Annotated in this window: 22 protein-coding genes; 13 read left to right on the forward strand and 9 right to left on the reverse strand. The window is 38.3% G+C overall.

Going from position 1 to position 23,693, the window contains the following annotated elements; genetic code table 11:
• Nucleotides 1-48: 48 nt before the first annotated feature.
• The 4 genes from plsX to L2B55_RS17430 all read right to left on the reverse strand — a co-directional run bounded on the left by plsX (nucleotide 49) and on the right by L2B55_RS17430 (nucleotide 2,930).
• Nucleotides 49-987: a phosphate acyltransferase PlsX gene (plsX, locus tag L2B55_RS17415; RefSeq protein ID WP_237847489.1), complete on the reverse strand. Its 939-nt coding sequence runs from the start codon at nucleotides 985-987 to the stop codon at nucleotides 49-51.
• 20 nt (nucleotides 988-1,007) lie between these two features.
• A complete protein-coding gene (gene rpmF / locus L2B55_RS17420) occupies nucleotides 1,008-1,199 on the reverse strand; it encodes a 50S ribosomal protein L32 (protein ID WP_103789768.1) in 192 nt (63 codons plus the stop codon).
• A 36-nt stretch (nucleotides 1,200-1,235) separates the two neighbouring features.
• Nucleotides 1,236-1,790 carry a YceD family protein gene (locus L2B55_RS17425; protein WP_237847491.1) on the reverse strand — a complete coding sequence of 185 codons (555 nt, stop codon included), beginning with the start codon at nucleotides 1,788-1,790 and terminating at the stop codon, nucleotides 1,236-1,238.
• Between the two features lie 147 nt (nucleotides 1,791-1,937).
• On the reverse strand, nucleotides 1,938-2,930 hold the full coding sequence (locus tag L2B55_RS17430) for an isoaspartyl peptidase/L-asparaginase family protein (protein WP_237847493.1): 993 nt from the start codon (nucleotides 2,928-2,930) through the stop codon (nucleotides 1,938-1,940).
• A 178-nt stretch (nucleotides 2,931-3,108) separates the two neighbouring features.
• On the opposite strand from L2B55_RS17430, the gene L2B55_RS17435 reads away from it, so the two are divergent.
• From L2B55_RS17435 to L2B55_RS17450, 4 genes are all read left to right on the forward strand, one after another.
• Nucleotides 3,109-3,663, forward strand: coding sequence for an NUDIX hydrolase (locus L2B55_RS17435; protein WP_237847495.1), 555 nt, complete (start codon nucleotides 3,109-3,111; stop codon nucleotides 3,661-3,663).
• A gap of 18 nt (nucleotides 3,664-3,681) precedes the next feature.
• Complete coding sequence (locus L2B55_RS17440; protein WP_237847498.1) at nucleotides 3,682-4,527, forward strand: chromate resistance protein ChrB domain-containing protein; 846 nt, start codon at nucleotides 3,682-3,684, stop codon at nucleotides 4,525-4,527.
• Between the two features lie 78 nt (nucleotides 4,528-4,605).
• Nucleotides 4,606-5,058: a chromate resistance protein ChrB domain-containing protein gene (locus L2B55_RS17445; RefSeq protein WP_237847500.1), complete on the forward strand. Its 453-nt coding sequence runs from the start codon at nucleotides 4,606-4,608 to the stop codon at nucleotides 5,056-5,058.
• Nucleotides 5,040-6,218 carry a chromate transporter gene (locus L2B55_RS17450; protein ID WP_237847502.1) on the forward strand — a complete coding sequence of 393 codons (1,179 nt, stop codon included), beginning with the start codon at nucleotides 5,040-5,042 and terminating at the stop codon, nucleotides 6,216-6,218. Before L2B55_RS17445 ends, L2B55_RS17450 begins: the two co-directional genes overlap by 19 nt.
• Before the next feature lie 12 nt (nucleotides 6,219-6,230).
• Here L2B55_RS17450 and rdgB read toward each other — a convergent pair whose 3' ends face one another.
• Nucleotides 6,231-6,809 carry an RdgB/HAM1 family non-canonical purine NTP pyrophosphatase gene (gene rdgB, locus L2B55_RS17455; protein ID WP_237847504.1) on the reverse strand — a complete coding sequence of 193 codons (579 nt, stop codon included), beginning with the start codon at nucleotides 6,807-6,809 and terminating at the stop codon, nucleotides 6,231-6,233.
• Nucleotides 6,799-7,380, reverse strand: a complete 582-nt coding sequence (locus L2B55_RS17460) for a hypothetical protein (protein ID WP_237847506.1) — start codon at nucleotides 7,378-7,380, stop codon at nucleotides 6,799-6,801. The genes rdgB and L2B55_RS17460 overlap by 11 nt, the downstream gene beginning before the upstream one ends.
• Before the next feature lie 133 nt (nucleotides 7,381-7,513).
• On the opposite strand from L2B55_RS17460, the gene L2B55_RS17465 reads away from it, so the two are divergent.
• The 3 genes from L2B55_RS17465 (at nucleotide 7,514) to L2B55_RS17475 (ending at nucleotide 10,450) form a co-directional block, all read left to right on the forward strand.
• Nucleotides 7,514-8,899 (forward strand): peptidylprolyl isomerase, encoded by a 1,386-nt coding sequence (locus tag L2B55_RS17465; protein WP_237847508.1) that lies wholly within the window; start codon nucleotides 7,514-7,516, stop codon nucleotides 8,897-8,899.
• A gap of 157 nt (nucleotides 8,900-9,056) precedes the next feature.
• Nucleotides 9,057-10,022 (forward strand): AAA family ATPase, encoded by a 966-nt coding sequence (locus L2B55_RS17470; RefSeq protein WP_237847510.1) that lies wholly within the window; start codon nucleotides 9,057-9,059, stop codon nucleotides 10,020-10,022.
• A gap of 236 nt (nucleotides 10,023-10,258) precedes the next feature.
• The gene (locus tag L2B55_RS17475; RefSeq protein ID WP_237847512.1) at nucleotides 10,259-10,450 is read left to right on the forward strand and encodes a cold-shock protein; all 192 of its coding nucleotides are present in this window, start codon (nucleotides 10,259-10,261) and stop codon (nucleotides 10,448-10,450) included.
• Between the two features lie 152 nt (nucleotides 10,451-10,602).
• Here L2B55_RS17475 and L2B55_RS17480 read toward each other — a convergent pair whose 3' ends face one another.
• On the reverse strand, nucleotides 10,603-12,501 hold the full coding sequence (locus L2B55_RS17480; RefSeq protein ID WP_237847513.1) for an OstA-like protein: 1,899 nt from the start codon (nucleotides 12,499-12,501) through the stop codon (nucleotides 10,603-10,605).
• A gap of 140 nt (nucleotides 12,502-12,641) precedes the next feature.
• On the opposite strand from L2B55_RS17480, the gene tilS reads away from it, so the two are divergent.
• From tilS to L2B55_RS17510, 6 genes are read left to right on the forward strand one after another with little or no spacing between them, the layout of a single operon-like run.
• Complete coding sequence (tilS, locus tag L2B55_RS17485) at nucleotides 12,642-13,952, forward strand: tRNA lysidine(34) synthetase TilS (RefSeq protein ID WP_237847515.1); 1,311 nt, start codon at nucleotides 12,642-12,644, stop codon at nucleotides 13,950-13,952.
• A 12-nt stretch (nucleotides 13,953-13,964) separates the two neighbouring features.
• Nucleotides 13,965-14,447: a hypothetical protein gene (locus L2B55_RS17490; protein ID WP_237847517.1), complete on the forward strand. Its 483-nt coding sequence runs from the start codon at nucleotides 13,965-13,967 to the stop codon at nucleotides 14,445-14,447.
• Nucleotides 14,448-14,507: 60 nt separating this feature from the next.
• The gene (locus L2B55_RS17495; RefSeq protein ID WP_237847519.1) at nucleotides 14,508-15,380 is read left to right on the forward strand and encodes a UbiA family prenyltransferase; all 873 of its coding nucleotides are present in this window, start codon (nucleotides 14,508-14,510) and stop codon (nucleotides 15,378-15,380) included.
• Nucleotides 15,377-16,477 (forward strand): type III polyketide synthase, encoded by a 1,101-nt coding sequence (locus L2B55_RS17500; protein ID WP_237847521.1) that lies wholly within the window; start codon nucleotides 15,377-15,379, stop codon nucleotides 16,475-16,477. Before L2B55_RS17495 ends, L2B55_RS17500 begins: the two co-directional genes overlap by 4 nt.
• A 13-nt stretch (nucleotides 16,478-16,490) precedes the next feature.
• Nucleotides 16,491-17,198 carry a methyltransferase domain-containing protein gene (locus L2B55_RS17505; protein ID WP_237847523.1) on the forward strand — a complete coding sequence of 236 codons (708 nt, stop codon included), beginning with the start codon at nucleotides 16,491-16,493 and terminating at the stop codon, nucleotides 17,196-17,198.
• Nucleotides 17,185-18,321: an NAD(P)/FAD-dependent oxidoreductase gene (locus L2B55_RS17510; protein WP_237847524.1), complete on the forward strand. Its 1,137-nt coding sequence runs from the start codon at nucleotides 17,185-17,187 to the stop codon at nucleotides 18,319-18,321. The genes L2B55_RS17505 and L2B55_RS17510 overlap by 14 nt, the downstream gene beginning before the upstream one ends.
• Nucleotides 18,322-18,365: 44 nt before the next feature.
• Here L2B55_RS17510 and L2B55_RS17515 read toward each other — a convergent pair whose 3' ends face one another.
• A complete protein-coding gene (locus tag L2B55_RS17515; protein WP_237847526.1) occupies nucleotides 18,366-19,898 on the reverse strand; it encodes an MFS transporter in 1,533 nt (510 codons plus the stop codon).
• A 167-nt stretch (nucleotides 19,899-20,065) separates the two neighbouring features.
• Complete coding sequence (locus L2B55_RS17520; RefSeq protein WP_237847528.1) at nucleotides 20,066-23,506, reverse strand: pyruvate carboxylase; 3,441 nt, start codon at nucleotides 23,504-23,506, stop codon at nucleotides 20,066-20,068.
• Between the last annotated feature and the right edge of the window lie 187 nt (nucleotides 23,507-23,693).

Below are 23,693 nucleotides of genomic sequence, written 5' to 3' on the forward strand. Positions count from 1 at the left end.
CTGATTAATTGCGGGAAATCAAGTTGTTGGGTTTCAGTAAATAATTTCTTATTTAAATGCTTGTTTGATCTTATCAATAAGACCTGAAGTTATCAGATCGCGTGAAAGCAGCAACATATGCTTAATTGCTTTCGGGCTCGATATTCCATGTCCTATTACTACAGGAGCATTAACTCCTAAAATTGGACTTCCTCCATACTGCTCATAGTTAAAGCGGTCAAAGAATTCATCTTTCATACCCTTTTTACGGGTAAGAACATAAAACGATTCTGCCAGTTTCAACACAATATTACCAGTGAAGCCATCACAAACAATAACATCGGCCTTGTCATTGAACAAATCTCGTCCTTCAACATTTCCAATGAAATTGAATAGTTCGGTATCCTTCATTAAAGGATAGGTAGCTAAACTTAGTAAGTTACCTTTTTCCTCTTCTTCACCGATATTTAACAAGCCAATTTTCGGATTGTCCACTTCGTAGATATTCTCGGCCAATAATTTACCAAGAACACCAAATTGGAGCAATACATCAGGTTTACAGTCGGCATTTGCACCTACATCCAGTATCACACCTACACCGCCATGTAACTTAGGTACAATGGTTGGCATACAAGGGCGGATTACTCCAGGAATTGCTTTTACCGAGAACATAGCACCTACCAGCATTGCACCGGTATTACCTGCACTCGAAAAAGTATCTATCTTTCCTTCTTTAAGCAATCCGAAACCTACGGTAATACTCGAGTTAGGCTTTTTAACGATGGCCTTGGTGGGGTGTTCCCCCATACCAATTACATCATCGGTGTGAACTAATTCAAAATTTTTCACATCGAAGCCCACTTCGGCACAGATTTCTTTCACCTGATTGCTGTCGCCAATTAAAACCAGATGTTGGTCGGCAGGCAGCGTTTTAAAGGTTTCAATAGCACCTAAAACAGCAGCTTTAGGAGCAAAATCTCCACCCATCACATCTAAACCAATACGCATGGTAAGATAGTGTTAGAGTATTAAGCTTGTGCAGTATTCTCAACAATCAGTTTACCACGGTAGTATAAGTTACCGTCAACTGTGTAAGCGCGGTGAGGCAAGTGTACAGCACCGGTAGTTTTACATACGAACAACGGAGTAGCCGATGCTTTGTAGTGAGTTCTACGCTTATCTCTTCTCGACTTCGAAAATTTACGCTTAGGATTTGGCATTTTATTACAATTTTATATATCCAAAAATATTATTTCTTAATTATCTCCGAAGTTTTTCAAAGCATCCCAACGAGGGTCAGTAGGCTTATCTTCACTTCTTTCTTCGTCAGTGCGAAGCTTATTTAATTTATCAAGCATTGTTTGGTCACAGAAGCTCTGCTTTCCATCACATGCTGTGATAATTGGCACTTGCAAATTAATGTACTCATAAATTAACGGAGCAACGTCGAACTCATACGAGCTTCTACCAATCACTATCACCTCTCCGCTATCATCAAAATCCGAATCAGACAATTTCACAATTTGCTGCTCGCGTACATTCACATTTTGAGGATATGGCGCCAGGCAACGATCACACATAACCTCAATGGTACCTTCAAGATGAAAGTCAAGAACAAACAAATTTTCTTGTTTATTGAATGTTAAATACACTTTAACATCTCCTTCTTTCACCAAAGAATACTCATACTCATCGAAAAACTTTTTGTTGATAACATATTCAAATTGGTTATCACCAAAATTTAAGCCAACAAAAGGAATAATATACTCTTTATCCGGTTTCAATGTACGTACCTGTAAATTAGCCCGCAAAAGTAGGTATTATAAATTAAATATGAAAGAAGAATTTAGAAATGAAATTGGAAACTTCAACACAACCAGCTCAATAGCCTTTTTTGGGCTTTAAATGAACTGAATCACTAATCTTCTCAATTTAACCAATTAAATTCAAACACGAGATTATTTATAAATTTCAACTACAATTTGTCCATCCTTCTTTACATACCCCCTGTACATGCCGGCAGTATTAAATGGCATAGCAATGTTGCCTTTTCTGTCAATAGCAATTAATCCCCCATCGCCTCCAAGGGCCGGCACCTTTTTCATCACTACTTCTTCGGCAGCATCTTTTAAATTTAGCCCCTTATACTCCACCAAAGCGGCAACATCATGTGCTACTACATTACGGATAAAAAACTCTCCCCATCCGGTGCATGAGACTGCGCAGCTATTATTATTGGCGTAGGTACCTGCTCCAATGATCGGAGCATCTCCTACCCTGCCAAAACGTTTATTGGTCATCCCTCCTGTTGAAGTAGCTGCTGCCAAATTACCATGAATATCAAGCGCACATGCCCCAACCGTTCCGTATTTATAATCATGATTTTCAGGCTGTTTCAGGAATGAATGACTTTTAATTGAATCAGTATGATCTAGCTGAATTTTATCTTTCTCCTTAGCATTTTGTAACTGCTCCCAACGTTCTTTCGTGTAAAAATAAGATGGATCAACAATATTAAGTCCCTGTTCTTTGGCGAATTTCTCTGCTCCGGCCCCTATCATCATTACGTGAGGCGATTTTAACATAACAGTTTTTGCTGCTATAATAGGATTTTTAATAGTTGTTACCGAAGCAACTGAACCTGCCATCAGGCTTTTACCGTCCATAATAGCTGCATCCATTTCATTTTTTCCTTCATTGGTAAATACCGACCCTTTTCCGGCATTAAACAAGGGAGAATCTTCCATTACTATAACTGCTGCCTCTACAGCATCCAAACTATTACCGCCTTTTTTTAAAATATCATAACCGGCTTGTAAGGCCTGTGTAAGCGCAGCTTTATATGCAGCCTCCTTTTTGGACGTCATCCTTTCCTTTAAAATAGTACCGGCTCCGCCATGAATTACCAAAGCGTAATTTCCTGTATCGATAGTTGTTTCGGAGGATCTCATTTCTTTATTGTAACCTTTGTTGGTACAAGAAAAAATAACAATAAAAACGAACGCAAACAAAAGAGTGGAAAGCAATATACTCCGCATAAATTATTGATCTATTTCAGCGTTACCAAAGTAGCAGAATTTTCGGCAAAATCATTGTATGTTTGATAACATTTAACTCCTTATTTAAATTATGTCAACAGACTTACATTGGCAGAAAGTGTCATCCGAATACATATTAAATGATCAATGGGCTACCCTACGAGTGGATTCATGTCGTATGCCCAATGGGAAAATTATTGAACCTTATTATGTTTTGGAATATTCAGATTGGGTAAATGCCGTTGCTCTAACTGAGGACAATGAGGTGATAATGGTACATCAATACAGGCATGGCGCCGAACAGACCATGCTAGAAATTGTTGGTGGTGTTATTGATCCGACCGACAACTCACCGGAGGATACAATCAAAAGAGAATTATTGGAGGAAACCGGTTATGAATTTGATAAAGTGGAGCAGGTTGCTGTTTTATACCCCAATCCATCAACGTCCTCCAATAAGGTTTATAGTTTCTTAGCCACTGGTGGCAGAAAAGTGAGCGAACAACAGCTGGATCATTCTGAAGATATTTTGGTGGAATTAATTTCTATCAATGAGTTAAAAACACTGGTTATGGAAAACAAAATTCCTCAAGCCATGCACACTTCATCCATATTTTATTCCCTGATTAAAATGGGAATGTTATAGTAGAATGTTGAATAAAGAATGAAATGGATCACCCGTGAACGACCCAAAATTGATCGATTAGCCTGTCCTTGGTTAATTAAACGCTTTATTGATAAAGAAGCGGAAATTATTTACGTACCCTTTGACCAAGTAAAGAAACAGGCGGAATTACAGAAAGCCATTCCCTTCGACGTTCCAGAAGTTGAATTTACACATTACGGAGAAAACTGTAGCTTCGATTATTTCGTAGAAAAATACGAAATCGACGATCCAGCCATCCATACCATGGCATTAATTATCCGGGGAGCTGACACCGACCGGCATAACCTATCTCAACAATCAGCCGGACTCTGGGCCATTTCAGCAGGCTTGGCCCATAATATTTCTAATGATCAGGAGCTGCTTCAACAAGGACTGATAATTTACGATGCATTGTACAGCTGGGCAAGTTACCTTCAGAAAGAGAAACATACTCAAAATCCTTTTGAACAGCTTCTTCTGCAAGCATTGAATGCCTACCTTAATGAAAAGAAAGAGACAAAGAAACGTACTCCAAAATGGGCAAAAGAATTAAAAAACATCATTCAGGATCAAATTGACACTCAACTAAGCCTTAGTCTAAAAGGCTTATCTAAAGATCTAAATGTAAACCCATCATACCTATCGCGCGAATTCTCGAAGTATTTTGATGATCTATCATTTGGTGAATACATTCGTAAGCTTCGCATCGAAAAAGCGATTCAATTGTTGCAATCACCTGTTTACTCGTTAACAGAAATTGCATATCTAACGGGCTTTTCAGACCAAAGTCACTTTACACGCATCTTTAAGAAACACATAGGACAAAGCCCCTCAGCGTTCAGAAAAAATTTGTTCAAAAAGTAATTTATGTACAAATAGGTCATTTCTATTCTATTTCAAAAGCATCAACTCTACCAAATTTGTAGTCTAAGTTTTAATAAAATGAAATGGATAACGCGTGAACGACCCAAAATTGACCGAATTGCTTGCCCATGGCTAATTAGGAACTTTGTTGATATGGATGCGGAATTTATTTACGTACCGAAAGAGCAAGTTTTTGAGAAGGCAAAAGAGCTTCAGGCTATTCCATATGACATTCCCGGTGCTGAATACTCACACGAAGGCGAATTCTGCACATTCGACTACATTATCAAAAAACATCAATTAACCGATCCGTCCTTACTCCAATTGGCTATAATTGTCAGAGGGGCAGATACTGACCGGTTTGATATAGCCCCACAAGCTGCCGGGTTATGGGCAATCTCTGCAGGGCTCTCCTATAATTTTCAGGACGACCATCAGATGCTTCAGATTGGCTTAAAAATTTACGACGCTCTTTACGCCTGGGCAAAATTTGCACAAGGAGAAAAACACATATGGAACCCTCTGTTATAACAAAACAACCCGCCTACTCATTATTTGACCTCGTTCGCTATTTCTTAAGATTAGGCACTACCGGATTTGGAGGCCCCATTGCTTTGGTTGGCTACATGCACCGTGATTTGGTAGAAAAACGGCAATGGATCACCGAAGATGACTACAAAGAGGGGCTGGCATTAGCTCAACTGGCTCCCGGTCCTTTGGCAGCTCAATTAGGAATCTATATTGGGTTTGTGCATTACGGCGTTTTAGGGGCCACCATTGCCGGACTAGCTTTTGTAATCCCTTCTTTCATTATGGTTGTGTTATTAGGCATAGCTTACAAACTTTACGGTGGACTGGCATGGATGCAAGCGGTTTTCTATGGAGTAGGCTCAGCAGTTATAGGCATCATAGCCATCAGCGCTTATAAATTAACTAAAAAATCAGTTGGTAAAGCCGCTTCGGCAAAAAAGAACTGGCTTTTATGGTTTTTTTATCTTTCAACAGCATTAATTACTATCCTGACTGAAAGAGAAGAAGTATTGCTTTTCATATCGGCAGGAATGATTTACATGATTGTTAAAGCGCCTCCACTTTGGCTCCGAAAACCGGGAACAGCTTCTTCTTTTTTATTGATCAGCAGTACACTAGGCCAACCTGAATCAAGTATACTGATCAAAATTGCATGGTTTTTCACAAAGGCAGGGGCATTCGTATTCGGAAGCGGATTGGCTATTGTTCCTTTTTTACACAGCGGTGTGGTTAATGAGTATGGCTGGCTTACTGAGCAACAATTTATTGATGCTGTGGCCGTTGCAATGATTACCCCTGGGCCGGTGGTAATTACGGTTGGATTTATTGGTTATTTAGTTGCGGGCCTTCAAGGGGCATGCATAGCAGCTTTAGCCACATTTTTGCCTTGTTATTTGTTTACCATTATCCCTGCACCTTATTTTAAAAAGATAGCCGCCAATAAAAGCATTAAAGCTTTTGTTGATGGAATCACAGCCGCCGTAGTTGGAGCTTTAGCTGGCGCTGTTGTGGTAATTGCATTGAGAACTCTTATCGATATTCCTACCGTTTTAATAGCAGGGATATCTATTCTAACCTTATTATATATTAAGAAAATTCAAGAACCGATGATCATTGCTGCTGCCGCTGCAGTTGGGCTTATCTTAAAACTCTTAATTTAAAAATGGATGACCTTACAAATTATTTAAGAACTCCACTAATTTAGCAACAGCCCGCCCACGGTGACTGATGGCATTTTTTTCTTCCATGGTCATCTCAGCAAAGGTAACATCATATCCATCGGGTTGAAAAATGGGGTCATAACCAAAACCATCTGTTCCAGAGCGGGCATTTCTAATTGTACCTTCTACTGTTCCTTCAAAAAGATGTTCTTTACCATTTATCACTAATGAAATAACTGCTTTAAAGCGCGCAGTACGGTTGGCGGCATTCCCAAGCTTTTCTAACACTATATCGATATTCTTATCATGGTCGCGTGAACCCGAGTAACGTGCTGAATACACTCCAGGTTCGCCGTTTAGCGCATCTACTTCCAGTCCGCTGTCATCTCCAAAACAATTCAATTGAAAATTATCATATACATACCACGACTTTTGTCCGGCATTCTCAGCAAAGGTATTGCCTGTTTCAGGAATATCTGCATCGCAGCCAATTTGATCAAGTGTAAATAATTCAAAAGCGCCATCGAGCATAGCACTTACTTCTTCTACCTTATGAGCATTATTGGTAGCAAAAACCAGTTTATTTAACATTAAAAAGCAATTTTAAGGCATTCCACAACACCATCTTCTTATTCTTATCAGCTTCAATTATAGCTAAAGAATCTGGAGTTCTCATAATTGAAACTCCATTAAAAGCAGTGGTTGCAAAATCTTGAATATTTAAATTTTTGAAGATTGGAGCAGTTGGTGCTAAATCAAAAGCTATGATCTTATTACAGCTGAAGTAATCTTTCAGCATCTGCAGATCAGCCGAGGCAAAATGAGCATAGTTTAATATGGCAACATCCTCTAATCCCAATTTTAAAGCACCAATTATTTTGAGCAAAAACTCTTTGTCTTTATCTGGAATATGTTTTGAATTAGGATATTTTACCAATACCAAAATATATTTATTGTTTTCACCTAAGTAATCAAATGCTCCGGAACTATTTAGACTTGCTGTAGGCAAAGCATCTGCACTACCCTCCTGCAAAACCGACACAACCTCCTGATTACCAGAAAACAAAACCTTTTCAGCCCCCCATTCATCAACTTTATAAATTGTTTCAGTAAGCAACGTTGCCAGCATTATTGCATCCTGGTGAGTTTGCAGATTTTCCATGGTTCAAAAATACATTTAAAATAAACCTTAAGTACTCTCAAAAACAATTTATTCACAACTAAAATAAAAATGTATTTTTGGCAGTTATCTAAAAAAGTTAAAACCCGCCCCTTAACTGGGTCGAAGATTACAGATGAAGAAACTTTTAATATTTGGCTTATTGATAGCCGGCGCATTCGGGGCATTTGCTCAAAAAAAGTCAATTGATAAAGTTGTTGGTGTTGTAGGCGACAAAATCATTCTACAGTCAGACGTAGAATCACAATACTTGGAGTATTTGCGCCAACAAAATCCGCCTAATGAAAAAGTAAAGTGCACTATTTTAAATGAACTTTTACTTCAAAAGCTTTTATTAAACCAAGCTCAGCTTGACAGTTTAATAGTTGACGAGGCACAGGTTGAACAAACTATAGACCAGCGTATACAATATTTTACCCAACAAGTGGGAGGTTCTATAGAAAAACTGGAAAAAGAATTATTAGGCAAATCCATTCTTCAGTTTAAAGAAGACATTCGCCCTTTGATTCGTGAACAGTTACTGGCACGTCAGATGCAAGGAAAGGTTGCTGAAGGAACAACAATTTCTCCCGCTGAAGTAAAAGCTTTTTACGATAGAATTCCATTGGACAGCTTACCACTGTATGGTACCGAAATTGAAATCGGTCAATTAGTAAAGTACCCCTCTTACAGTAAAGAGCAAAAAGATTTAGCTCGGGCTAAACTGGAAGCTTTACGTGCCCGTGTACGTGCAGGAGAAGACTTTGGAACATTAGCTGCATTGTATTCACAAGATCCAGGTTCTGCCAGCCAAAATGGAGAAATCGGCTATTTTAGTCGCGGTATGATGGTGACGCCTTTTGAGGCTGTTGCCTTTAAGTTAAAACCGGGTGAAGTTTCGCCAATTGTAGAAACTAAATTTGGCTATCATATTTTGCAATCTATAGATCGCAGAGGAGATCAAGTGAATGTTCGTCACATCTTAATTAAGCCGGAGTTTGGTTCAAAAGAACTTACAAAGGCACGTACAGATCTGGATAGTGCCGTTTATAACATTAAAAATAACAAAATCAATTTTGCCGAGGCAGCGGTTATTTATTCGGATGATGTGGAAACCCGCTCTAATGGAGGTATGCTACGCAATCCAGAAAGTCAGCGTTCTAATTCAATTCCACTTGAACTATTAGGACAAATGGACAGCGCTCTACCTGCAATGCTGGATAGCATGAAGGTTGGAGATTTTAGTAAGGTAGCGGCTTATGCTAATCCAAGAGAAGGTAAACAAGGCTTTAGAGTAATCTACTTTAAATCGCAATCTGAACCTCATCGCGCCAACTTAAATTTGGATTATTCAAGAATACAAGATGCGGCCTTGCAGGAAAAACAGCGTAAGAAATTTGAGCAATGGGTTGCCAAAAAACGTGCTGAGAAATACATACGCATCGCTACTGAGTATTCTAGTTGTCCGGAAATACAACCATGGATCAAAAAAGACGCTCCAAAGCCAAAGGCCTCTAAATAAAAAGACCAACAATTTTGTGGAACAATAGAAAATCCCGGTTGACCTATCAGCCGGGATTTTTTTATACTGCAAAATAATTATTACTCATCAGTTTGATTTTGTTGTATTCATTGGTATTTGTACATTCAGGGCATAGTAATTTAACAGCACCAAAAGTATGTCATTATACAGTTCAGAAGTAGAAGCCGTTGAAGCCCTTACCGCATCTTACAAAGAAATACAAGCGGAAGTTTCTAAAGTTATTGTCGGACAGGAAGATGTGATTAAATCAGTATTAATTGCCATTTTTAGTAATGGCCATTGCCTGTTGGTTGGAGTGCCTGGTCTGGCTAAAACCTTACTGGTACAAACGGTTTCTAAGGTTCTTGATCTGAGTAATAACCGTATTCAGTTTACTCCCGATCTGATGCCTTCTGACATTACAGGTTCGGAGATATTAGGAGAGGATCGCAGCTTTAAATTTATAAAAGGTCCATTATTTTCAAACATCATTCTGGCTGACGAAATTAACCGTACTCCTCCTAAAACACAGGCTGCCTTACTAGAGGCAATGCAAGAAAGAGCCGTTACCACCAGTGGCGTAAACCATAAATTGCCAAAGCCTTTTTTTGTATTAGCTACCCAAAACCCCATCGAACAAGAGGGCACCTACCCCCTACCGGAAGCTCAATTAGATCGCTTTATGTTCAATATTAAACTGGACTATCCAAGTTTTGAGGAAGAGTTGGAAGTGGTAAGAAACACCACATCAAATGTAAAGCCTGAACTTGAAACGATTCTATCAGCCGAACAGATAGAATATTTTCAACACTTGGTGCGTAACATACCGGTAACAGACAATGTTTTAAGCTATGCAGTAAAATTAGCCAACAAAACTCGCCCTGGAACTGTTCACGCTACAGATAAAGTTAACCAATACCTAACCTGGGGAGCAGGACCGCGTGCCTCGCAATTCTTGGTATTAGGAGCAAAATGTCATGCAGCTATTATGGGCAAATACTCACCCGACATTGAAGATGTACAGGCGATTGCCATTGAAGTGCTGCGTCACCGTATTATTCGCAATTACAAGGCCGAGGCTGAAGGAGTAAGTGTAGAAACTATTATTAAAAGCTTATTCTAATCTGATATATAAATCATCAAATTCGAATTTTAATTTAAATAAAATTGGTTTTGTAAATAATTAACCTAATCTTTGCAAAGCTTTGATACAGAGTAGTAGGCTGTTAAGTAAAAGATTTTATCTTCCTTATCATCAAACTTCCTAATCAGATCTTTAAAAAAATAACTGTATTGCCTGCTAAGTAAATGGTAAGCAAATACATTTGTCATTAATTTTTAATTTAATATCAAAATAAAATGCAAACAGGAGTAGTAAAATTCTTTAATTCAACCAAAGGTTTTGGTTTCATTAAGCACGATGATTCAAACAATGAAACATTCGTTCACGTGACCGGCCTTATCGACGAAATTAAAGAAAACGACCGTGTTCAATTTGAACTGGAAAGAGGTAAAAAAGGCATGAATGCAGTTAACGTAAAAGTTATCTAATTCATACACGATATTTATTTCGAAAGCCCGTAATGCAAATTACGGGCTTTTTATTTTTGGGGCAGAATAATATTTATGGTCAAAAAAAAATGCACGCTAAATAATGAAATTATTCAATGTGCACTTTCTTAACTATCCAAATCATTTGTTTTTTATCGCTCCTTTCGAGGAGTAAATGATTCCTTTTTAGCAGGGGCTATGGTTGCTTTTTTAGGAGCTGCAGGAAGTACTGATGTTTTCTTTTCTCCTTGCTGAATCTGACGGCCATTCTTCTTTTCTGTTGAATCAACAACCGTCTTAACCGCTACCTTACGATAAATATCCTCTTTAGAAACCGGACGCTCTTCAACTCGCCAAATAAACCCTTTAAGCTTGTCTTCCCCCTCAGGTATTTTGTCCAAAGGGTGCAATTTGCCTTCAATATCTTTTTCCATTTTCACCCTGGCAACTTTATTATTCTTAAATGTTAAGGTCATGTTACTACAAAGGGCTCTATTCATTCCGGTATAAGTAACAGAGTCCTCCTTTGGGTAATAGATACTTTCGCCATTGCCAATAACATTTAAGCGAGTAAGTTTATTGTCATTGAAGAATCCCACCATGTTTTTACCACTTATTTGGTTAAACAAAGTAGAATCTCCTTCCGTACCCACCAGAAAAGCTGAAGCATTCATCTTCATCCGGTCAATCTTTTTATTCTTCAGCTCGATATCAATTTGATTGGCTGTTATTTGCGAGCCTTGCGTCCACACAGCCGGCGATTTATAACATCGCATAATTGAATCAGAGTAAGTATAAACCAGCGAATCGGCTACTGCCTGTAAATCTGATTTATACATGCGAACGTTTTTATAGGCATATAATATCCTATAACGGGTAGTATCTTCTTTAACAACCTTTGTTGTATCTGTTTTCTTCAGCAAGCTATCCGCTACATTCTTTGCCTCATTCGCCCTTTTCAACGTATCAGTTGTTTTACTAACAGGCTTCATAGGCTCCGTGATCCCTGGTCCCATCGGAGGCATATCATCATCGGCATTAACTTGCTCCTTTTTCTGAATTTTAGTAACAACAGTGGTATCCTTTGAAATTTCACCATTTTTATTAGACTTTTGCTTCGGATCAGAAAGTGTTGTTTTCAATGTATCAGCCGTTAAAAAGATGGTATCTTTTTCCTGCACAATGGAGAGCAGTGCCCTTTTAGTTACATAAGCTATTTCAGATGGCTTGTTATACTGACCATATCCTCCGGTTAAGATCACCTTGTCGGCAGTATCAATAAAGTAAACGTTCTTGACGGCTCTTCCATACCCAGCTCTCCTGTCGTAATACAACGTATCGCCTTTTAAGGTTTTTGATCCTGATTGATAGAAAGAACGTTCGTTAAACTTTGCCTGATCAGTAGAGGTATTATACCAGCCATTTTCGGTATATAAATAATCGTCTTTACCTTTAATATGCGTTGGCCCAAAGAAATTGGCAATACGGTTTTGGGTATTGTACTTTATTGTGTCACTGGTAATTTCGGTCTGAGGTGTATTAATTTTTACATTGTGTCTAAAAAATGCATCTTTTGAACCGACAAAATAATAACCGGTATTGCTCGTCAATACATTTTGCTGGTTGGTAATTTTGCCTGAATTCGGATAGGTTCCTATCCTCGTCGCCATATCGTATTGCAGATATTCAGTGGTAAGCACAGCCTTTCCGTCCGTCAGCGTTACATTTTCAAAAAGTTCGGCTCTACGGGTATTACCATCGTAAATCAGTCGCTTGGCTGTAACGTTGATAGTATCAGCTTGTAAAATGCGTACGTTTCCGAAAGCATTTAACCTGTTTTCCTTTTCAAAGTAATCTGCACTATCACAATACATTAATGCATTTTCGTGTCTAAATCGGCAGTTACCTACAAAGTGAGAAACTCCTTCCTTAATTCTGAATTCAGCATCATCAGAGTTTTCAATTTGAACGCGTGTAGTTTTCTTTTGTGCAAAATTGTTCGTTGCACAAAACAAGAATATAATCAGTAGAAATAATATGCGGAATTTCATTAGCACAAAAATAGCTTTTTTCACTTATTTGAACGGACCGAGTTTTTCCTATCCTTGCTGACCAGGCCAAGCAAAAAAAATTGTTCAAACATTTAAGGGAATATTGCTATTGTTTAAATAATCATGTAGGTTTAGCGCCCATGTATAGGTTGTCTGATTATTTACTTCCATTTAAAAACTTTATAAGCACCCAAGGCTTATTTGGTCCTTCCGACAGAGTATTACTTGCCGTTAGTGGTGGCGTAGACTCCGTTGTGATGGCACGCTTATTTGCAGCGGCGCATTTTAATTTCGGGATTGCACACTGCAATTTTCAGTTGCGTGGAGAAGATGCGGAAGCAGATGCAGCATTCGTTTCAGAACTTGCGGCTGAACTGGGTGTTGCTTACCACCAGGTTCGACTCAATACTACTGCTTATGCCGAAGAGAAAAAGGTTTCTGTACAGATGGCAGCCCGTGATTTGCGTTATAGCTGGTTGCGTAATATTAAAGAAGAATACGGATATAACTGTATTGCTGTAGGACATCATAAAAATGACACAATTGAAACTGTGTTAATTAACCTTTTACGCGGCACCGGACTTGCCGGTTTACATGGAATTTTACCCAAAAGAGATGACATTATTCGCCCTTTGCTATTTCTAACCCGTGAAGAAATTGAAAAAGTAGCCAATCAAAGTGATGTTCATTTCCGTGAAGATGTCACCAACCGCTCTTCCAAATACTTGCGAAACAAATTACGTAATGAGGTTATTCCCATTTTAAAAGAAATTAACCCGGATTTAGAACACACCTTTTCACAAACAATTGAATATTTAAAGGAGAGCGAAGATTTAGTCAATCTTTACTTGGAAGAAAAGAAGGATGAATTATTTCAACATCGTAATAACGAAATATTAATCGGTATTGAAAAACTTAAGCAACAAAAGCACTTAAAAGCTTTATTATTTGGCTTACTAAAACCATTTGGCTTTGTGGCCAGCACTGTAACCGAAATAATTGATGCTTTAAATGCTCAACCCGGCAAGCAATTTTATTCTTCAACACATAAAGTATTAAAGGATAGAACCGAACTAATCCTATCAAAAATAACTACGGAGAGTCAAAAGTATACAATTGATGACTTGTTTACTGCACGAGTTGAGAAGAATAAATCATTTGGGATACCGTTTAGCAGTGCTATTGGCTGCTTTGATTATGATAAATTAACGCTTCCGCTTGAAGTTCGTAACTGGCAGCATGGCGACAGCTTTGTGCCTCTTGGCATGAAAACCCACAAAAAACTCAGTGACTTCCTTATTGATTTAAAAATACCCTTAAGTGAGAAAGAAAAAGTGAAGGTCGTTTTATCAGGGCGGGAAATTATCTGGGTGGCAGGCTACCGGATTAACGACCGCTATAAAATCACCCCTGAGACTAAAAAAATTTATATTTTGGAGTTCAAAAAATAGGTGTTTATTGGCATGAAAGAAAAACCAATCTTCGTAGAAAAACAATATTTGGGACTAAATCGTAATTGGCTGCTTACCAGACTTGTACTTGCCATTTTCTGCTTCATTATTTACTCCATTGAAGAAAACCGAGACAGAAACGCTGATTTATTATTAGTAGTAGGAGTTTCAATTTTAGTAATTTCCAGCTTGCTAACTTTTATCATTCATTATAAAACATCTATTTACGATAAATCACTTGTACTGGATGGCTTTTGGACGACCAGTAGGGTTAAAATTGACTTTGGCAGTATTAAAACTGTTGAAAAAACACCTTACAGTAATTTTTTAATGAACAACCCGGTTTACAATCTGCATAAAAAAGGCACCATTCGTTTTTATACACGTGGTAAATATGCCATTAAATTAACTGACAACGATGGCCTTATCTATGTAATTGGAAGCCAGCATCCTGATGAAATAGTTCGGCTGATTGCAGAAAGAATAAGATTATAGGCACTGACTATGATCCATTTCCACATCAGTTAACTGTGGATCATTAAATCTTTTTACCCTATGTCCCTTAAAAACACTATTAAGCTCCTTCGCTTTCCTTTCTCATTCTTTTTAATGCCTGTCTTTTTACTTGCATTAAGCCAAGCAAAGCTTATTAATTGGAAAGGGACTATTTTATCCTTCTTAATACTTCATCTATTTATCTACCCTGCAAGCAATGGATACAACAGCTTTATGGATAAGGATGAAGGAAGCATTGGCGGCCTGAAACATCCTCCCAAGCCAACCCAACAACTTTTTTATGGTTCACTGATCCTTGATAGTACAGGCCTTCTGCTTTCATTTCTTATTTCTCCTGTGTTCTCTGTTTGTGTTTTACTCTACATTCTGGCTTCACGAGCGTACAGTTACAAAGGCATTCGGTTAAAGAAATATCCTTACCTGGGCTTTTTGACAGTTGTTATCTTTCAAGGTGGATTTTCTTATCTAATGGCCTATATTGCAGTTACTCATATTGAAATTTCGCATATAATAACCACTGAACTTGTGGCTTTAATTGCCTGCAGCACATTAATTGCAGGAGTATATCCCCTTACACAAGTGTATCAGCACGAAGAGGACATTAAACATGGCGACATCACCATCAGTTATAAACTAGGCTTTAGAGGAACCTTTATTTTTAGCGCTATCCAATTTATTATTACAAATATTCTGTTTTTCATTTACTTCAACTCGGCACAAAAATTAAATAACTTCATAATCCTGCAATTATTTTTTATTCCGGTTGCAATTTATTTCGTAAGTTGGATAGTGAAGGTTTGGAACAACCCTTGCAAGGCAGACTTTGAGCATACCATGAAAATGAACCTGACTGCCTCAGTGTGTATGAATGGCTGCTTTATTATTTTAAGCATACTAAATCACTTCTTATGAGCATTGTAATTTCAATTGGCACATCAAATCCGGCTTTTAAACACAAACAAGAAGACATTTTGCAGTACATGGTTGATTTACTGCAACCATCAATGGACGAGCGAAAACTGCTCAGCATCTTATACCAACGGAGTGGAATAAAGCATCGATATTCTGTTTTACCTGAATTTTCAGAACGATATGCCAGTCACCATACTTCATTTTTCGATAATGTAGAAGAAGATGCTTCACTGGAGTCTCGAATGAAAATTTACCATAAACATGCCGGTAAATTAGGCCTCGAATCTGCAACAAAATGCCTGAACGGACGGATAAGTCCACAAGAAATTACACACCTAATAACAGTTAGCTGTACGGGATTATCTGCACCGGGCTTAGACATTGAGTTAATGGAACAATTTGGCTTAAACCCAACGATTTATCGTACCTCTGTCAATTTTATGGGCTGCTATGCAGCTTTACATGCATTAAAACAAGCTGATTTAATTTGTAAAGCCGACAAGAATGCAAAAGTATTAATTGTTTCAGTTGAAGTTTGCACCATCCATTTTCAACCCAAAATCGACATGGATAATTTAACCGCCAATCTGTTATTTGCCGATGGGGCAGCCTCTGCGTTGGTTTGTTCGGATGAAATTGCAAATGAGAAAAACTGGAAGGGAATGAAAATAAAAAACAGTTATTCTGAGGTTCATTACAACGGAAAAAAAGACATGGCTTGGCAATTGTCTTCTAATGGTTTTTTAATGACCCTTAGCAACTATATCCCGGACTTGGTTGAAAAAGGCATAAAGAACTTGGTTAACCAAACCTTAAATCTAAGTAACAAAGCAGCCTCAGAAATAAAACATTGGGCCATTCATCCAGGCGGCAAGCGTATTCTTGAAGTAATTCAAAAGGAACTTGCTCTTGCAACCAGCGACCTTTCATCTGCATTCTCAGTGTTGGAAAATTATGGCAACATGTCCTCTCCCACTGTTCTGTATGTTTTAAAGGATATTTTAGACAACAAACTTGATATCACCAATGAAGAACTGGTTTTTGCAGCAGGTTTCGGACCAGGCTTAACAATGGAAAGCATGTTGTTATCTAGTTAGCTTACACAAATAAATGCAATTAAACGTACGTTCATACCGTAAGGAATTGCTTGACAGCGGTAATATTCCGTACCATGACCTTGCTAAAAATTTAAATGAACTTGAAACCATCAACCGTTTTTTAGGAGGGCATTCTATTACCATAAAAGGCCTAAAAAAACTTATTACCAGTAAGGAACCAATAACAATTCTTGACCTTGGAAGCGGTGGAGGCGATACGTTACGGGCTATAGCACTTTGGGCTCGCAGCAACAAAGTCGCTGTAAAACTTATCGGCGTTGATCTAAAAAATGAATGTATTCATTTTGCAGAAAAAAGAAGCATACAGTACCCGGAGATCTCCTTTATACAGTCTGATTTCCGGGATATTGAACTTTTCAATATTCAACCTGATATTATAATTTCATCATTATTTTGCCATCACCTTACTAATGAGGAAATTATTGATCTTCTAAAATGGATGCTCAAAACTGCCCGTATAGGATTTGTCATTAATGACCTTCATCGGCATTACATGGCATATAAAAGTATAGCGTTGATAACTGCATTATTTTCAAAATCATATTTGGTAAAAAATGATGCTAAACTATCTGTAGCCCGTGGTTTTTTGAAAAATGAATGGAAGCAATTATTGGCATTGGCCGGAGTTGGAAAACGGCATTTATCATGGAGATGGGCTTTTAGGCATTTAATTGTGGTAAAAAACAATGATAAAAACTGATTTTGACCTTGCTATTATTGGTGGGGGATTGGCCGGTTTAAGCACCGCAATTCAAATGAACAAACTTGGTTATGAAGTTATTTTGTTTGAGAAAGAAACATTTCCATTCCACAAGGTTTGCGGTGAATATATTGCAATGGAATCCTGGGACTTTCTTCAAGGTTTGGGAGTTCCATTAGAAAACATGCAACTACCTAAAATTACCAGGTTGCATATTTCTGACTGCAGAGGTAAACTCCTGGCACATAAACTTAACCCAGGCGGATTTGGAATCAGCAGATATAGCCTTGATAATGAACTTCATCAACTCGCAAAGCAAAGCGGCGTTGTCGTCTACGATAACACAAAAGTTTTAGCCATTGATTTTTACCAAGGTAAAAGCGTAATTAAAACTAACTCCGCTACTTTCAATGCTAAAGTCGCCTGTGGATCATGGGGAAAAAGAGCCAATATTGATATAAAGTTGCGGCGAGAGTTCATTCATCAGCCCCCTAAAAAAAATCAGCATTTTATTGCAGTTAAATATCATGTTAAAACTGATTTTCCAGATGACCTAATAGAGTTACACAATTTTGAAAACGGATATTGTGGCATTTCTACAGTTGAGAACAACATGCAATGTTTATGCTACCTTACAACAGCCTACAATTTGCAGCAATGTAATAATGATATTAAAAAACTTGAAAAAACTTACCTGGCAAAAAATCCCCACTTGAATCAATACTTCCAGTTCTCCAAATTCATTTTTAATGAGCCATTAGTAATTTCACAAATTAGTTTTGCCTCGAAAGAAGCCATTAACGACCACATTTTCATGGTAGGAGATGCTGCTGGAATGATTGCCCCACTTTGTGGCAATGGCATGAGCATGGCCTTGCATGGATCAAAACTAGTAGTTCCTATTTTGGATAATTTACTCAAAGGGAATTTGAATCGATTGGATGCAGAGCGACAATACGCTTCGATTTGGAAGGCTCAGTTTAATTCCCGTTTACGTACAGGTCGTTGGTTTCAACAATTATTTGGTCGTCCTCTGGTAACAAATACAGCACTTAGAGCATTAAATAGTTTTCCTTCATTAACTTCATCCTTAATTGGCCTAACTCATGGAAAACCATTTTAAAAGTACAACCCGGAATAATATTCCAGGTTGTATTAAATTAAATTTTATACCGTTTCACTCATTACATTCTCTTTAACGTTTGCCTCTATTCCGTTTTTTTCTTTAATGAACAAACAGCCAACTGTAAAACATATTAAAGCAACAGTTATCGGATAAATTAAGCCCGCAAAATGGTTTCCGGTTGAATACACCAGCAAAGTAGCAATGGTAGGCAAAATGCCTCCAACTATACCATTACCAACGTGATATGGCAAAGACATAGAAGTGTAACGAATACGAGTTGGAAACAGTTCCACCAAAAATGCCGCAATCGGACCGTAAACCATTGTCACAAAAATCACCTGAATCAACACCAAAAAAATAAGCCTGATGATATTACCAATACCTAAGGTTACTTCTTTTTTTAACTCCAGATCGGTAGCTGCAGCCGAACCGGGTAAAGTAATACGAGTTTCTTTTATAACAGTTTCATCATCATAAAACCGGGTTTCAATTGCCTGTCGACCCGACTGTCCATCAGCGCGTTGAACTGTACTGTATTGAACCTTACGCTTAAAGGCTAACTCTGTTTTTAAATCTGGGTTTACGGTATTATCCATTGTTTTGTAAATAGGATAATAAGCGATGGCTGCTATCAGCATACCTGCCATCATTATCTTTTTACGCCCCAATTTATCGGATAATTTACCGAAGTATATAAAAAAGGGTGTCCCTAATAATAACGCTATTGCAATAATGAGGTTCGACTGCACGAACTCAACGTTCATGGTTTTTTGCAAGAAAGAAAGAGCATAAAACTGGCCTGTGTACCATACCACTCCCTGTCCCATTGTAGCTCCAAACAAAGCCAACATCACCATTTTAAGGTTTTCCTTTTCTCCAAAACTTTCTTTCAATGGATTTTTAGATACCTTGCCTTCAGTTTTAAGTTGAGTAAACAATGGTGATTCTTGTAAGCGGATGCGAATATAATAGGACATAATCACCAAAAACACCGACAATAAAAACGGAACTCGCCAACCCCAAGCATTAAAGGATTCTGGAGATAAGCTCAAACGTGTTAAAAGAATTACACCAAGAGAGAGGAATAAACCTAATGTTGCCGTAGTTTGAATAAAACTGGTATAATATCCCTGTTGATTTTGGGGAGAATGCTCTGCTACATAAGTTGCTGCCCCACCATACTCCCCGCCCAGAGCAAGCCCTTGCACCAAACGTAATAACAAAACAATTATTGGTGCGAAAATTCCTATTTGCTGATAAGAAGGAACCAAACCTATTGCAAAGGTGGATCCTCCCATTAACAGTAGTGTTAGCAAAAAAGTATATTTTCTTCCTACCAAATCACCAAGGCGACCGAATACTAAAGCTCCAAACGGACGAACAACAAACCCTACAGCAAAAGTGGCGAGGGTAGAAATGTAAGCAAGCGTAGGATTAGATGCAGGGAAAAATTTTTCAGCAATGATTAATGATAAACTGCCGAAAATGTAAAAGTCGTACCACTCTATGAGTGTTCCGGCGGAGGAAGCGAAAATAACTTCCCAAATTTTGGTTTTTGGTTGATTTGTTTGCATACACATAAAATTGAAAGTCAAAAAGATAGAGAAAATTCCCAAACATAACCTACACTAGCAAAACTTTCTTATTTATTAACTCCCAATCCTGTATGCATATCTTTTTACAAAAAAAGCGGCCCTACGACCGCCTTTCCCAAACTATTGATAAAAATTAAAAAGCTATTCTAAGCAATTTCTAACACCAAGTCATCGGTATTGACCAATGTTCCGGAAGTTAAAATAAGATCGCCTACCGTAAAATCATGTGAAGCTGTAATGTTAGTTTCCATTTTCATGGCTTCAACTACAAACAATGGCTGGTTCTTTTTCACTTTATCTCCTGATTTTACAAATATTTTCGAAAGCATGCCTTGTAATGGTGCCCCAATATGATTGCCGTTTGATTTATCGATCTTCCTGTTTTCTTGTTTCAGTACTTTAATCGATTTATCCAGCACCTCTATATTACGGGTTTGCCCATTCAATTTGAAGAACACAGTACGCATACCATTTTCATCAGCAGGACTGATACTTAGCAATCGAACCAGCAAAGTCTTGCCAGGGGCAATTTCAATGGTGGTTTCTTCACCCAGTTTCATTCCGTACAAGAAATATTTGGTAGGGATAGTTGAAACATCCCCATATTCTTTCCAGAATTTCACCCCGTCTTCAAAAACTTTAGGGTAGAATTTATATGATAAGAAATCTGTGAACTGTAATTCTGCACCAAACTCTTTCTTAAATTCTTCAAATTCGTTAGTGAAGTTGATTGACGGCAAATGCTTATTCGGACGATCATTATAAGGTTCCTTATCTTTCAGCACAATTTTCTGCAGTTGAAGCGGAAATCCTCCTGCCGGCTGACCAATTTCCCCTTGGAAGAATTGAATTACTGACTCAGGGAATGAAATGGTTTCACCTTTAGTAAGCACATCCTCTTTGGTAAGATTATTAGAAACCATGAACTGTGCCATGTCGCCCACCACCTTAGAACTTGGCGTTACCTTCACAATATCACCAAACAACTCATTCACTTCTGCATAGCGTTCCTTAATCAATTCAAAACGCTCGCCAAGACCCAGCGCAATGGCCTGGCCTTTTAGGTTCGAATACTGTCCTCCTGGAATTTCGTGTTGAAACACCTCTGCAGAACTAGCTTTCATCCCCGATTCGAATGGATAGTAATACTCCCGAACAGCTTCCCAGTATGTTGAATGCTGATTCAACGATTTGATATCATAAGGGTTTTCACGCTCGTGGAAACGCATCATCTCCACCACAGCGTTAAAGTTAGGTTGAGAAGTTAAGCCTGATAATGCTCCTAAAGCACAGTCCACAACATCAACCCCGGCTTCAATAGCTTTCAAATAAGTAGCAGGTTGCAGCGAAGAAGTATCATGCGTATGCAAGTGAATTGGAATTTTAACGGTTTCCTTCAACGCACCAACCAACTCTGAAGCGGCATACGGCTTCAACAAGCCTGACATATCTTTAATTGCCAAAATATGTGCTCCGGCATTTTCAAGATCTTTGGCTAATTGAAGATAATAATTAAGTGTGTATTTGGTTTTCTTCGGATCGAGGATATCACCTGTGTAACATAATGCTCCTTCGGCAATACCTCCGGTACGCTTACGAACCATTTCAATACATGGAGCAATATTTTCCATCCAGTTCAACGAATCGAAAATGCGGAAGATATCAACACCTTTTTCCCAAGATTTTTCTACAAAGCTTTCAATTAAATTGTCAGGATATGCCGAATATCCAACTCCGTTACAACCACGGATAAGCATTTGTAACAAGATATTGGGAACTGCGGCACGTAACAATTCAAGGCGTTTCCATGGATCTTCGCGTAGAAAACGGATACAAACATCGAAAGTTGCACCTCCCCACACTTCCATTGAAAATGTTTGTGGATGCGTTTTGGCAAATGCTTCAGCAACTCTTAGCATATCATAGGTACGCATGCGCGTAGCCAATAACGACTGGTGACCGTCACGAAACGTAGTATCCGTATATTGAATTTTCTTCTCGTTCTTTAACCATTCTGCAAACTTTTCAGGTCCCAGTTCGGTCAATAAGTCTTTGGTCCCCTTTGGATAGGGAACAGCTGGATCGAAAGTCGGAATAATCGGCTTATCAAAACGAGCATTAGGATTCACCTTAGTCACGTCAGGATTTCCATTTATAGCCACATCAGCCAAAAACTTTAATATCCTTGTACCCCTGTCGAGGCGGGTTTTAAAGTTGAACAGTTCAGGATGTTCCTGAATAAAACCAACGGTAGCTTTTCCCTGAACGAATTCAGGAACCGAAATCAAATTCTCAAGGAACTGAATATTATTTTTCACCCCACGAATACGGAACTCGCGAAGTGCACGATGCATCTTTTTAGAAGCATCATTTAAATCATTACCCCAGGTACTCACCTTAACCAGCATCGAATCAAAAAACGGACTGATTTTCATCCCCGGATAAGTAGACCCCTCATCCAAACGAACACCAAAACCAGTTGCGTTTCGGTAGGTAATTAACGTACCATAATCCGGCTTGAAGCCATTTGCAGGATCTTCTGTGGTAATACGGCATTGCATTGCCACTCCGTTGCACTTGATTTTACTTTGATCACCCAAGCCAATCTCAGGGTCGGTAAGTTTATAACCATCAGCAACATATAACTGCGTTTTAATAATATCAACTCCCGTAACCATTTCGGTAACGGTGTGCTCTACCTGTACGCGTGGATTTACTTCAATGAAATAGATGTTTTCTTGTCCATCAACCAAAAACTCAACTGTACCAACATTATTGTAATTTACTGTTGAGCATATACGGATAGCGTATTCATATAGCTTATCACGAGTTTCCTTCTTTAATCCCACTGAAGGAGCAACCTCTACTACCTTTTGAAAACGGCGTTGTACTGAACAATCACGTTCAAACAAATGACGGATGTTTCCAAAGCTATCTGCAACAATCTGAATCTCTATATGTTTCGGATTCTCAATAAACTTCTCAAGAAAGACAGTATCATCGCCGAAAGCATTTTTTGCTTCACTTTTTGCTTCGCGAAAACCTTTTTCCAATTCCTCATCATTGCGAATTACACGCATACCACGACCACCACCTCCGGCAGCAGCTTTTAACATCAACGGATAACCAATTCGGTTTGCTTCTTCCAAAGCAACTCCAAAGTCGATCAAATCACGTTCATTATCCTCAATAATTGGAATTTGTGCTTTTTTCGCATTTTCTTTGGCAATAACCTTATCTCCCAAAGCTTCCATTACATCAGGTCGCGGACCAACGAAAATGATTCCGCTGTCGGCACATCTTTGAGCCAAATCTTTGTTCTCCGAAAGAAATCCGTAACCGGGATGAATAGCATCGGCCTTGCATTGTTTGGCAATGCGAATAATTTCATCAATATTAAGGTAAGGCTTTAGGGGATCATTATCTTCACCAATTTGGTAGGCTTCATCAGCCTTGTAGCGGTGTAAAGAATAACGGTCTTCGTAGGTGTAAACAGCAACTGTAGCAATGTTTAGCTCGTTACATGCGCGGGCAATACGGATGGCGATCTCGCCTCTGTTGGCAATGAGTACTTTCCTGATCTTCATTATTTAGGTTAGGTTGAATTTTTATCCTCTGCGTCCAGTCATTCTATAAGAATGCCAATTAAGCAGTTAATACCTATAAGTGAAAATTAATAAATGTTTTATTGAGAATTAAATCTTTTATTGAAAAAAATTCAAATTAAATGACGTTTCTATAAAACTACTTTATATTTTTCGACTTAACAATACG

This window comes from Solitalea lacus, from assembly GCF_022014595.1.
Classification (GTDB): domain Bacteria; phylum Bacteroidota; class Bacteroidia; order Sphingobacteriales; family Sphingobacteriaceae; genus Solitalea; species Solitalea lacus.

Bases quoted from the DNA above. Each gene is read 5' to 3' on its own strand.
- plsX (WP_237847489.1), bottom strand. From the start codon at position 987: ATGCGTATTGGTTTAGATGTGATGGGTGGAGATTTTGCTCCTAAAGCT.
- rpmF (WP_103789768.1), bottom strand. From the start codon at position 1,199: ATGCCAAATCCTAAGCGTAAATTTTCGAAGTCGAGAAGAGATAAGCGT.
- L2B55_RS17430 (WP_237847493.1), bottom strand. From the start codon at position 2,930: ATGAGATCCTCCGAAACAACTATCGATACAGGAAATTACGCTTTGGTA.
- L2B55_RS17435 (WP_237847495.1), top strand. From the start codon at position 3,109: ATGTCAACAGACTTACATTGGCAGAAAGTGTCATCCGAATACATATTA.
- L2B55_RS17440 (WP_237847498.1), top strand. From the start codon at position 3,682: ATGAAATGGATCACCCGTGAACGACCCAAAATTGATCGATTAGCCTGT.
- L2B55_RS17445 (WP_237847500.1), top strand. From the start codon at position 4,606: ATGAAATGGATAACGCGTGAACGACCCAAAATTGACCGAATTGCTTGC.
- L2B55_RS17450 (WP_237847502.1), top strand. From the start codon at position 5,040: ATGGAACCCTCTGTTATAACAAAACAACCCGCCTACTCATTATTTGAC.
- rdgB (WP_237847504.1), bottom strand. From the start codon at position 6,809: ATGTTAAATAAACTGGTTTTTGCTACCAATAATGCTCATAAGGTAGAA.
- L2B55_RS17460 (WP_237847506.1), bottom strand. From the start codon at position 7,380: ATGGAAAATCTGCAAACTCACCAGGATGCAATAATGCTGGCAACGTTG.
- L2B55_RS17465 (WP_237847508.1), top strand. From the start codon at position 7,514: ATGAAGAAACTTTTAATATTTGGCTTATTGATAGCCGGCGCATTCGGG.
- L2B55_RS17470 (WP_237847510.1), top strand. From the start codon at position 9,057: ATGTCATTATACAGTTCAGAAGTAGAAGCCGTTGAAGCCCTTACCGCA.
- L2B55_RS17475 (WP_237847512.1), top strand. From the start codon at position 10,259: ATGCAAACAGGAGTAGTAAAATTCTTTAATTCAACCAAAGGTTTTGGT.
- L2B55_RS17480 (WP_237847513.1), bottom strand. From the start codon at position 12,501: ATGAAATTCCGCATATTATTTCTACTGATTATATTCTTGTTTTGTGCA.
- tilS (WP_237847515.1), top strand. From the start codon at position 12,642: ATGTATAGGTTGTCTGATTATTTACTTCCATTTAAAAACTTTATAAGC.
- L2B55_RS17490 (WP_237847517.1), top strand. From the start codon at position 13,965: ATGAAAGAAAAACCAATCTTCGTAGAAAAACAATATTTGGGACTAAAT.
- L2B55_RS17495 (WP_237847519.1), top strand. From the start codon at position 14,508: ATGTCCCTTAAAAACACTATTAAGCTCCTTCGCTTTCCTTTCTCATTC.
- L2B55_RS17500 (WP_237847521.1), top strand. From the start codon at position 15,377: ATGAGCATTGTAATTTCAATTGGCACATCAAATCCGGCTTTTAAACAC.
- L2B55_RS17505 (WP_237847523.1), top strand. From the start codon at position 16,491: ATGCAATTAAACGTACGTTCATACCGTAAGGAATTGCTTGACAGCGGT.
- L2B55_RS17510 (WP_237847524.1), top strand. From the start codon at position 17,185: ATGATAAAAACTGATTTTGACCTTGCTATTATTGGTGGGGGATTGGCC.
- L2B55_RS17515 (WP_237847526.1), bottom strand. From the start codon at position 19,898: ATGCAAACAAATCAACCAAAAACCAAAATTTGGGAAGTTATTTTCGCT.
- L2B55_RS17520 (WP_237847528.1), bottom strand. From the start codon at position 23,506: ATGAAGATCAGGAAAGTACTCATTGCCAACAGAGGCGAGATCGCCATC.